10 protein-coding genes are annotated in these 11,739 nt (G+C 39.1%); 2 read left to right on the top strand and 8 right to left on the bottom strand.

The features are described from left to right. Positions 1–249: 249 nt before the first annotated feature. From V3595_RS25895 to V3595_RS25870, 6 genes are all read right to left on the bottom strand, one after another. Positions 250–1,512: a LysM peptidoglycan-binding domain-containing protein gene (locus tag V3595_RS25895; RefSeq protein ID WP_485910575.1), complete on the bottom strand. Its 1,263-nt coding sequence runs from the start codon at positions 1,510–1,512 to the stop codon at positions 250–252. A gap of 207 nt (positions 1,513–1,719) precedes the next feature. Continuing rightward, positions 1,720–2,469 carry a (S)-benzoin forming benzil reductase gene (locus V3595_RS25890; RefSeq protein WP_485910573.1) on the bottom strand — a complete coding sequence of 250 codons (750 nt, stop codon included), beginning with the start codon at positions 2,467–2,469 and terminating at the stop codon, positions 1,720–1,722. Between the two features lie 615 nt (positions 2,470–3,084). Further along, the gene (cls, locus tag V3595_RS25885) at positions 3,085–4,542 is read right to left on the bottom strand and encodes a cardiolipin synthase (RefSeq protein ID WP_485910571.1); all 1,458 of its coding nucleotides are present in this window, start codon (positions 4,540–4,542) and stop codon (positions 3,085–3,087) included. Between the two features lie 227 nt (positions 4,543–4,769). Further along, on the bottom strand, positions 4,770–5,033 hold the full coding sequence (locus V3595_RS25880; RefSeq protein ID WP_054395644.1) for a metal-sensitive transcriptional regulator: 264 nt from the start codon (positions 5,031–5,033) through the stop codon (positions 4,770–4,772). Positions 5,034–5,204: 171 nt separating this feature from the next. Further along, positions 5,205–5,648, bottom strand: a complete 444-nt coding sequence (locus tag V3595_RS25875; protein WP_485910568.1) for an SRPBCC family protein — start codon at positions 5,646–5,648, stop codon at positions 5,205–5,207. A 155-nt stretch (positions 5,649–5,803) separates the two neighbouring features. After that, a complete protein-coding gene (locus V3595_RS25870) occupies positions 5,804–6,331 on the bottom strand; it encodes a DUF4309 domain-containing protein (RefSeq protein WP_485910582.1) in 528 nt (175 codons plus the stop codon). A 490-nt stretch (positions 6,332–6,821) separates the two neighbouring features. Here V3595_RS25870 and glpT point away from each other — a divergent pair, with 490 nt between their 5' ends. Next, positions 6,822–8,183: a glycerol-3-phosphate transporter gene (glpT, locus tag V3595_RS25865; protein ID WP_485910566.1), complete on the top strand. Its 1,362-nt coding sequence runs from the start codon at positions 6,822–6,824 to the stop codon at positions 8,181–8,183. A 273-nt stretch (positions 8,184–8,456) separates the two neighbouring features. Here the strand turns inward: glpT and aspA are convergent, their stop codons facing one another. After that, positions 8,457–9,887: an aspartate ammonia-lyase gene (gene aspA / locus V3595_RS25860; RefSeq protein WP_137017492.1), complete on the bottom strand. Its 1,431-nt coding sequence runs from the start codon at positions 9,885–9,887 to the stop codon at positions 8,457–8,459. Positions 9,888–9,910: 23 nt separating this feature from the next. Continuing rightward, the gene (locus V3595_RS25855) at positions 9,911–10,900 is read right to left on the bottom strand and encodes an asparaginase (protein WP_485910580.1); all 990 of its coding nucleotides are present in this window, start codon (positions 10,898–10,900) and stop codon (positions 9,911–9,913) included. Positions 10,901–11,129: 229 nt separating this feature from the next. Here V3595_RS25855 and V3595_RS25850 point away from each other — a divergent pair, with 229 nt between their 5' ends. Next, positions 11,130–11,504, top strand: coding sequence for a helix-turn-helix domain-containing protein (locus tag V3595_RS25850; RefSeq protein ID WP_485910564.1), 375 nt, complete (start codon positions 11,130–11,132; stop codon positions 11,502–11,504). The last annotated feature ends 235 nt before the right edge of the window (positions 11,505–11,739 follow it).

The following is an 11,739-nucleotide window of genomic DNA, read 5'->3' as shown; positions in this document are numbered from 1 at the left end:
TAAAAGGCATGAGCCCGGTAGATTACCGGGTTCATGCCCTCAAGGCTGCCTAAGTAAATAAAGTGTCTAACTTTTTGGGTTCACTTCATTTTCCATGGCTCCTTTTTTATGGTTTCAAGCCCGTCGAACAATATTGTTTTTCTTTAAGATCTTGCTAGGTGTGATTGGCTTGCCCCTGATAAAAGTTGCACAACCAAACAAGGGAAAAAAATATATAACACTTCTTTTCACCGCCTGCACCCATTCATTCTATTTGATAATCCAGATATTATTATCTATAAACTCCCAATTCTGTGGGAATTCCAAACCAATCTGCCAATAAGTTGCTCCTATCAGTTCATATGCATCAATCATTCCATATTTTGCGCTTATCGATCGAATATCTTCAAACCAAACGACATGATTCGAATTCTCTATTCGATAAGAATAGGTAGGTGAAGCCGCTGAGGTGTCGAAAGTTATTTCAGTGCCAGTTGCAATGGCAAGATTTTGGGCATTTTGAGCTGATAAAGCTTTCGTCCCGTGGCTTGGTACTACCCAATCGTATCCATACATAGGAAATGCCGACTGCAATTTATATTCAGGAATATTCGTCAAAGCATAACGAAGAACCTCGCCCATCCACCAAAGTGGGGAAATGGGTTCAGGCGGGCCAGTAGGATATCCATAATCAATGGTCATCACGGCAACAAGGTCGGCTGCCTCTCCGATCCCCCGATAATCATGGCCGCCTACAATTCGATTTTCAGGATTATCCGCTGTTTTTGCGTGTACGTTCACATGAAGGATCAGTTCGTTCAACCCCTCCTTTAATTCTTTTAAAAAAAGCACATAATCGGAACGCCGAGCAGGTGGGATGAATTCGATGTCCATACTGACACCCCCATACCCTTTCTCCTTAACGAAATTCAGCATACTATTGATTAAATTCGCTCTGTATACTGTACTAGCAAGGACATCACCCGCCAAATCAGCATCAAAATCACCATCTTGAAAGTTCCGGATCATAAGTAAAGGCGTCACCCCTGTCTGCTCGCATTTAGCGATAAGGGGGAGATCATCACCATCAACATATGCATTTCCTTCCCTTGTAAACGAATAAGCTACAATGGCTAAATAGGATAATTTATCACCATTCTGCTCAAGTGTTTCAAATACTACTCCACCTGAAGTCGGGAAGGCAAAACCCAGCGTAATCAATTGATTTTTGTAAGGAGACGGAATCAAAATTTCCGTACCGACTTTTAGCGAGTTTGCAACGATTCCTGGATTTGCCTCCATGATTGCCGCTGCACTCGTTCCAAAACGACTGCCGATTCTAGTAAGGGTATCCTGACTTTTAATTATATACCTTCGATTCACCGTTTTTTCATCAGGTATATATAGTGCCAGGCCAGGAACCAAAGCTGTTGATTCCAAACCGTTGACTTCAATTAACCTCGATGGTTGAATTTTATTTTTTCTGGCAATTTCCCAAAGGCTGTCACCTTTTTTCACAATAATGATCGTCATTCATAACCCTCCAAACTCCCTCCAAAAAAGTTTATGTTATTCAGGTAATTGGATAGAACGAATTATCATATTTCCTAATGATAATATCCTGGTTTTTTGGAGGTTTTTTAAATGGAATAAAGGATCACTAAAAAAAGAGGCTGCCCAAAGGGACAACCCCACGCTATAAGTCATCAGTTGATTTTTTGTTTCACATACTCTCATACATTAAAGTAAATTCTTAATATCGTAGAACTTCCCATTCTCCAAATCTTCCGCTTCAAGAAGCTGCAAAAGTTTATCTGCCACAAATTCGGGGCTTCTTAACATGCCCTTCTCTTTATATTCATGAAATTTGTCTCTATCGGAAAAGTCCCGTTCGTCTGCTGACCGGATTGTGCCTTGCATCTCCGTATCCATTACACCTGGTGAAAAAGATATGAGAGACGTAGGGAAAGACGTTTTATCCTGTTCCAACCCCGCAACCCGAGTGAACATTTCTAGCCCCGCTTTAGTACTGCAATAGGCTGACCAGCCATGATATGGGTTTTTTGCTGCTCCTGAAGATATGTTGACCATTACCTTCTTTCTGTTCCAGTCCTTTGTCTGTTTAACGAACTCATCAGCCAATACGATGGGTGCCATGAAATTCACCCGCATGCTTGTTTCCAAATTTACCATACCAAGCTTTCCTACCGGCTTTATCGGTTCAATAACGCCTGCATTATTAATGAAGTAAATGTCACTTGTATCATCGACAGCAGCAAGAATCTCATTGACTAAGGAAGGTAACTTTTCAGTTTCATTCAAGTCCATCGAAATAAATGTAAGTTTCTTCCCTGATCGGTCAGCCAGCCGCTGCATTTCAGGATTGGCTGTACGGGAAACTAAAATGCAATGATCACTCGTCTGCAAACATCCTTTGGCGATGGCAGCACCTAAACCTTTTGAAGCTCCTGTGATTATAAACGTTTTCACGGCTTTTCCCCCTTTTATGGATATAAACTATTGTACCAAAAGGGCGTTCCGAATGGTCTCATCCCGAACCATGATATTAAAGCAAGACTAGTGATTCTTAATGTTTTTTCTGGTTTTATGAATGGATTGAAGAAATTACACTCCTCCTGAATAAATGGCTAGCCGAGACGCCACAGGCGCTTGCTTTGATGATGCTTGGCTGACAGTCGGCTGAAAGGGAGCGGATTTCTGAAATCAAGCTCCGTACTTGTTTTAAAATTGTAGACAGCCTCAATTTTTGAGTTTGTAGACTAAAGAAGTTCCAACTAAATTAAAGCAAAGTTGCTTGGAGCGGGTGTGCGAGACTCCTGCGGGAAAAGCGAGTCCAGGGGAGACCCCGCAGGCGCAAAGGCGCCGAGGAGGCTCCCGGACCGCCCGCGGAAAGCGAGTGCCTGGAGAGGAAATCAACGATTTTTGCAAACTCAATTAATAACAATTTTGTCTACAACTGAAAGGGAGCGGATTTCTGAACAACTGGAACATTTCATAAAGAAAAAAACTGCAGGCAAACTCCATTTCTCGAATTTGTCTACAGCCTGAGCAGACCATGTAGTAATGGTCCGTTTAGTTTAAAAATTATAATATCGGTGATACCAGCCTTGCAATGGACTCTTTAAAACGAATCCACTTTGAACGCTTTTCAAACTCTTCAATTGTAAGCTGCCTGCATACTTCGACATCCTTATAAAAAATCCTTGTCAGTGTTTCGGCCATTCCTTCATCATAAATGAAGGCATTGACTTCAAAGTTCAATTTAAAACTACGGACATCAATGTTAGCTGTCCCCACCGAGGAGACCTCTTCGTCCACCACGATCATCTTCGCATGAATAAAACCGTTATCATAGATGTATATCTTAGCTCCCGCTCTTAATAACTGCCCTGCATTGAAAGTTGTTGCCCAATAAACGAAAAGGTGATCAGGTTTATTCGGAATCATGATTTTCACATCTAACCCTGATAAGCTGGCAATCCTGAGTGCATCCAATAAACTTGCATCCGGTATGAAGTAAGGTGTTTGAATGAGAATCGATTTTTTTGCTGAAGAAATTAATTTAATATAGCCATTTTTAATTTGTTCCCATTCAGAATCCGGCCCACTTGTCACTATTTGCAAATCTATATTTCCTTGAGGCTTTACAATAGGGAAATAATGAGGCTGATACGTTATATCATGGTGCTTTGATGCCTGATTCCAATCCAGGATGAAACGGGTTTGAATGGCTTTGACAGCCGATCCCTTTATTCGAAGGTGTGTATCACGCCAAAAACCGAATTTTGGATTAAGCCCTAAATACTCATCTCCAACATTAAAGCCTCCAACATACCCAATTTTCCCATCTATGATGACGAGCTTTCGATGGTTACGGAAATTCAGGCGTAAATTTATAAATTTTAATTTGGATGGAAAGAATGCCTCCACTCGTCCTCCAGCCTGCCTAAATTCCCTGAAGAAACGTTTAGTCATCCCTCTGGAACCCAGCTCGTCATAAAGCAACCGAACTTTGACGCCCTCATTCGCTTTTTTAGTCAAAGCTTCAATGAATCGTTTACCCAGGCCGTCCCTTTGAATGATGTAATATTGTATATGTATATGGTTTTCGGCCGCTTCAATATCTTTAAAAAGCTGGTCAAACTTATTTTTCCCTTCCGTAAAAATATCGACTTGATTATCTTCAGTAAGCACGGCATCATTATTCCGGAGATGCATATAAATCAAATCACGATAATTACTTGAAGAAGCATTTCGAAAAGGGAAATGATCCGTTGAAAGCTCTTCCATCTGTTTATCAAGGATTTCTTCAATCCCGATCTTCTTCTTGTCCTCCCATTGGAATAAGTGTGCGTGCCTTAAACTTGTTCCAAAAAGGAGATATAAAATAAAACCGACTACAGGCAGAAAATATAACACCAATAACCAAGCCCAGGTCGTGCTCGCTTCCCTTCTTTCAAAAAATATGACAATCGTGGCAAATAAAATATTTAGAATAATGACGAGGCCGAGCAAAACCGATGTAACATGCGTAAATTCCATAGCATACCCTCACTCAATTTTTATCCCTTTAAGGATACCATGCAAATTCTTTATATCAAAGGATTTGCTTATCAGAAATGAAAACAGAGAATTCACAAAAATGGACCTCTTCCTGTAGAGGCCCATTTAAAAAAATACATCCACCCCGGACACTGAAATTTCTCAGATTGGTCAGGTTGTCTTATAATCATTGTCCTAAAAATTCCAATTAACAATAATATTATTGCTTACCGGCTTTTCACTAATAAATTCACAGCTTCTTTAACTAGCTCTTCGGGATTCTTTTCTCCGGATTCATTAGCCTCCCGGACGCATTCTACAAGATTGGAACTTACTATTACCCCAATTGTCCTATCGATTGCAGATCTAGTGGCAGATAACTGCGTTACTACATCTCTGCAATCTTTGTTTTCCTCCATCATCTTCAATATCCCACGAAGCTGTCCTTCAATTCGCTTCACTCTATTTTTAACCTGCTTATCATACTCCATGTGAGGCCTCCTACCCTGCCTATTACTTACGAATCGTATCCAGACATCCATTACAAAACCCATTCAGTTGAATAAAGGCATTATAAAGAATATTACAATTTATAATACATACCACTAAGGTATAATTGTCAAGTGCCAATATCCAATAATGACAGCTCCAATATGTAATTTCTATTTTTGTACAAGGAGACTTTGTGCAACTGCCTCAGAAAACTCGATCGTCATTTGGGGAACGTATGTTTTTAACAAAGCATTGACGATAGGGGCTTTGGCCCCTTTTGCCGTAATCGCAAGGCAGCCAGTCATTTTAGTCTGTCCAATTCCGCACTGTTCCGCTAAAAAATAGCCATGCCCATCAAATTTTTCATTTAATCCCTTAAGATTAAATGTTACCTTATCAGGTTCAATCCATTCCATTATATTCACTTCAAGTTTAATTTTCTTCTTCATTAATCCCAAATCGCTTTTAAACTCCCAAATAAGTGTCTCCTCATTTATCATCTCATGATTGATATATCCTGGGACAAGAGGTGCCCAACGATCTATGACACTGACAAATCCCCATACTGTTTTTATTGAAACAGGTAAAATGATACTATGCACACCTTCTGACAAAGCAAATCCCCCCTTAATCATTCTACTTACATCTTTTTAATGTATGGCTGAACAATATTGAATAGAACGGTAAGATTAGATTCTTAAACAAAATTCTCCCGGTGGTAGCAAAGAATCGCCCCTCTGCAATAAAGGGACGATCCTTTTTTGACTTATTAATCTGACGCAAATTCAACCGTATACATATTCAATCTTGGATCTGGGTTAATCCAGGCGCTTTCAAATACGAAGACCACTTTATAATTTGCGTAATCGGTATAAGTGACATAGTACATCCCTTCTTGCTCCACTTCACTTACAGGTTCACCGATCAATTCCTTCAGCATGGATAAATGGATGGTTTGCAATTCCGGATCAAAATCATCAATGGCGGTAATCGTCTTTCTGCCTGTTGAACCGTCATAGAGGAATCGGACATTATGGCTCCAATAATTGGCTGCAACGGTACTTAAATCTTCCGGTGCACCCCAGGCATTTTCCACTTTCTTCAACGAATCACCTACAGAAAATGGTCCACTGCTAATGGATTGTTGGGATTCGTAGGCTAAACCCATGATCTGCCTAATTAAAAGGTCTGGCGTGGATTGCGATGATATTGAATCTGATGAAGCAAATGCAGCCTGCCCACTAACCATGAAAAATGCGAGCATTAGAAATGTAACGCTTCGGATAAAACGATTCACTTGTTTCAAAGTTATCCTCCTTTTCCACCTGGAAATGACTTATTACATTATATTAAATATCTTGAAAAAACTGAAAAATTGCGTATGCCACTTCATTTGGTTTTACCTTTACCATTAATATTCAACGGAACTTTGGACACATACCATTCGTTCAAAAAAAATCTTTAAAAGAAATATTAATACGGAATAAGCTTCTTCTTCAATTATTTCTATATTTATCCTGATTTTAAAACTGGTCCTAAAAAAGACTTAGGCAGTTAACTTGATGGTGCCTTCTTTGTCCGAACGGGCACAAAAAAATGTTGACAGCGTTTTCTTATGAAGATAGTATAATTATTACAAGTTAACGATGGTGGAGATTTGGAGACTCATGCTTTAATAGGACCTTTTAAACATAAAGGGTTGCTATTTTGGTATGAGTTTTTTTTATGTTTCATCATCAATACTTTACTTAATTAGGTTCAAAAATATCATATTAAGGAGGAATTGGATGCTCAAATTTTTTAAGCCAGCTCTACCGGTTGAAAGATTACCTGAAGGAAAAATTGATTCTGAATATAAGAAACTAAGATTACAAGTTTTCATCGGTATCTTCATTGGTTATGCAGCGTATTATCTAATTCGTAAAAACTTTTCCATGGCAATGCCATATTTAAAGGAGGAAGGCTTTTCAACTGGAGAGCTGGGTCTTGCATTATCAGCCATTTCGATTTCATATGGGATAAGTAAGTTTGTAATGGGAACTGTGTCAGACCGAAGCAATGCAAGGTATTTCTTGCCAGTAGGTTTGATACTTGCCGGAATCGTCAGCTTACTTATGGGTCTTGTTCCATTTTTCACATCATCCGTTACGATTATGTTTATCATGTTATTCATTAATGGATGGTTTCAAGGGATGGGCTGGCCTCCATCAGGCAGAGTGCTCGTTCACTGGTTTAGTGTGAGTGAAAGAGGAGGGAAAACGGCAATATGGAATGTTGCCCACAACGTGGGTGGTGGCTTAATGGCACCATTGGCGATTGCAGGTGTTTCCATCTTTGCAACAATAATGGGTCCTTCATATGCAGGTTATGAAGGGATTTTTATACTACCTGCTCTAGTTGCCATTTTAATAGCAATCATTTCATTTATCTTAATACGTGATACACCACAATCAGTTGGATTACCACCGATTGAAGAGTATCGTAATGATTTTCCAAATAAAATGAAAAAAACGTTTGAAACAGAATTGACAACAAAAGAGATATTATTTAAATATGTATTGAATAACAAATGGGTCTGGGCGATTGCGATTGCAAACATCTTTGTTTATTTCGTCCGTTATGGGGTACTTGATTGGGCACCAACCTATTTAAGCGAAGAAAAAGGCTTTAACATGGACGAGTCCAGTACGGCTTATTTCTTATACGAATGGGCAGGCATTCCGGGAACTTTATTATGCGGTTATATCTCGGATAAGGTTTTTAAAGGACGTCGTGGACCGGCGGGGGTTGTCTTTATGCTAGGAGTATTAATCGCAGTCCTTGTATACTGGTTTAACCCTGCAGGCAACCCAATGATCGATATTATTTCCCTAATTGCGATTGGGTTCTTAATTTATGGACCTGTAATGTTAATAGGTCTGCAAGCACTGGATTTAGTTCCTAAAAAAGCTGCAGGCACTGCAGCAGGACTGACTGGCTTATTTGGATATTTAGGTGGATCTGTAGCGGCTAATGCTGTTATGGGATATATAGTTGACTTTGCAGGCTGGAATGCAGGTTTCACATTAATAACGATTTCTTGTGTTCTGGCAGTAGTGGTATTTGCATTTACATGGAATGTTCGTGGACAGGAAGTAGTAAAGGGCTAATACAGGCATATTATTGAGCTAAAACTTCCCCATCCCCCTTAGATATTCTAAGGGAGATGGGTTTTTATGAATAGTTAAACACCTATAAGATTAGATCGACGATCAAAAATAACCAAATATTCAGTTTTTAGATACCCACAAGCAGTTGACAAACTGTTGGGTAACATTTCATATGTATATAATTAATGACTATGCCTTAAAAACCAACGGTCCTAAAGGCATAGTCATTACATCAAAAATCAGATAGATTAATGCTTTCTACTAATATACTGGTTATTGCCGATCAAAAAGAGAAGCTCCCGCTATGCCGGGCTTTGTCATCTCATAAGGATTTAGAATCAGATCCAATTCTTCCTCTGTCAGTACATCATATTGTAAACAAAGTTCGCGAACTGATTTGCCTTTTAATATCGCTTCCCGCGCAATACGTGAAACCACTTCGTATCCAAGGTGCGGATTGACTGCTGTAATCACTCCAACACTTTGTTCGACATAATCTTTTAAATGTTGCTCATTTGCTTCAATGCCTTCTAAACAATAATCTGTAAAGACATTGAAAGCATTGTTCATAATGCTGATTGACTGTAATAAGTTGAATACAAGCACTGGCTCCATTACGTTCAATTCTAGTTGTCCTGCTTCTGATGCTAAGCAAATCGTATTATCGTTCCCGATCACTTGGAAAGCGACTTGGTTAATCAATTCTGGCATTACTGGATTTACTTTTCCTGGCATGATGGATGAACCTGGTTGACGAGCTGGAAGTGTGATTTCCCCTAATCCCGCTCTTGGTCCTGAAGCCATCAAACGTAAATCATTTGCAATTTTAGACATATTCATCATACATACTTTCAATGAAGCTGACACTTCAGTATAAGCATCCGTATTTTGAGTTGCATCTACTAAATGTTCTGCTCCTACAAGCGGCAAGTTACTGATTTCAGCTAAATATGTAACAACATTTTCAATGTAACGCGGATCTGCGTTCAATCCCGTTCCCACTGCTGTTGCTCCCATATTCACTTCATATAAATGTTGACGTGATTGACTGATTCGTTTTATATCGCGATCCAACACACGACTGTAAGCCTCAAATTCTTGACCGAGGCGAATTGGCACTGCGTCCTGAAGATGTGTACGTCCCATTTTGATAACATGATCAAATTGTTTTGCTTTATTCTTTAAGACCGTACTCATCTTGGTCATTGTTTGCAACAATTGCTCTAAAAGTCGTAGTGTTGATAAATGAATGGCAGTAGGGAATACGTCATTAGTTGATTGCGACATGTTAACATGGCTATTTGGACTAACATGTACATAATCACCTTTATTGTGTCCCATAAGTTCTAACGCACGGTTGGCAACGATTTCATTAATGTTCATATTCATCGATGTCCCCGCACCGCCTTGAATTGGGTCAACGATGAAATATTCATGCCACTTTCCATCAATCACTTCTTCAGAAGCTTTGACGATAGCGCTTCCAATACCATCATATAACCGTTTGGTATCCATATTTGCTAAAGCGGCCGCCTTTTTAATCATCGCTAGTGCACGAATCATTTCTTCATTGACTTTGTAACCGGTAATCGGAAAATTCTCTACAGCGCGTAGAGTTTGTATTCCATAATAAACATCTGCCGGAATTTCCTTTTCCCCAAGAAAGTCTTTCTCGATTCGGTATGTTCTCTCTTCTATCAACATTTCCTCTTGCCCCTTTGTTTGTTCTAGAATGTGATGTCCTCTGCAATCGGTGTTTCCATCATTTCCTTCACTTTTTTAGGATCCCGTGTCTTGGCTAAAATCCACATCAACTTAGGAATGATGGCTTCTGTATTCATATTTCTGGAACGAATGATGACATTCTTGTTCACTTTTCGTCCCACTTCGTAAATATCCATATCTTCCCCTTCTTCTAAACATTGGGTAGTAATGACTACGGATATTCCACATTGTACTAACTCATTCAATTTCTCTAAAATATTTCTTCCTTGAAAGGGAATACCACCGCTTCCATAACTTTCAATTACGATTCCCCGACATTGATTTTTCAGGAAATCAAAGAATTCAGGCTTAATACCGGGATACAGCTTGACCAAAGCAACATCAGTACATAGGGAAGCATCTAACTTAGCTTCCTTATTCTTTGGTGAATGAACTGGCTTAAGATACTCAATTTTATCTTTGAATATGGTAGCAATATAAGGATAGTTAATACTTTCAAACGAATCATAGCTTTTCGTTCGCAATTTAATGGCCCTCGTACCCTGGATGACTCTACCATCAAAAACAACATATACTCCTCCAATATCTTCACAAGCAAAACGAATCGCATCAGAGATATTTCTTTTGGCATCTGTCTTTTTAAAGGCAATTGGGATCTGAGAACCTGTAATGACGATTGGTTTCCCTAAATCTTGTAACATATATGAGAGCGCAGCTGAAGTGTAAGCCATTGTATCTGTTCCATGGGTAATCACAAAGCCATCGTAATCATGGTAGTGCTCATGGATGGATTGTGCCATTTCTGTCCAATCTTCCGGCTGCATATTTGTACTATCAATATTCATCAAAGGCTTACTATCAATCTTGCATAGTAAATCCAATCCCGGTAGGTGACCTAAAATTTCGTCAGCTTTCATCTCTGGAACCAGTCCATTTTTTCCTTCTAACGATGCAATTGTACCACCTGTAGTAATCAACATCAACTTCTTGATTTTTGACTTCAACTTCTCCATTATACTACCCCCTATATAGCCTCCCTGTGTCACAATCATTCTTATCATTTCAAAAAAGGATGTTTCGCTGCAAATGTACATGTTACGCGTACACCACATGTTATTATAGTCATGTTTCATAGTGAAATCAAGCTAAAATTATTCATTACGCGTACACTTATTTCAATTTGATGTTATAATGGATTTATATAAAAGGAGAGTAATAAGAATGATTTTAAATAGATTGACTACATTAAGGAAGGCCAAGAGATGGTCTTTGCAATATACCGCTGACAGACTTGGAATCGCCAAGAGTACCTATGCAGGTTATGAATCGGGCCACCGCCGCCCTTCATTAGAAACGATTAATTTATTGGCAGGCTTATATGATACATCCACTGATTACATTCTAGGTCGAGTAGATCATCCAGCTAAAGATATTACCACAGAGTCACCGCAAGTCATTGAATTAACGGATTTACCAAATATGGAGCTAGCCGTTGATGGAATCTCTCTTTCTGAAGAGGAGACGATTCAATTTATCGCTTTTATTAGAGCAAAACGAGAAGTGGAAATAAATCGCGATAAACAAAATGAAACATAGCAGAAATTGGGCTCAAGACTTGTATATGGGGAACAACCGTACTTCATCAGGTTCTTATACCTGGCATGATTTATTTCTAAAGCTGTAAAAATTCCAGGGTTATAACCAGTTAGGATAAGCCGGTTCTGATTAATTATGTTGCCCTTAATTATTTCTGGATGACAATGCAGATTATACTTACTAACCCGTCTTAGTGACTTAAGACTAATGATGCCCCGAGCTGAAAAATTTAAGT

It is taken from the genome of Bacillus sp. CFBP9009, assembly GCF_036541465.1.
GTDB lineage: Bacteria > Bacillota > Bacilli > Bacillales > DSM-1321 > Peribacillus.
The sequence above is the reverse complement of the archived record's forward strand: the minus strand, read 5'-3'. Positions and strand labels throughout refer to the sequence as shown.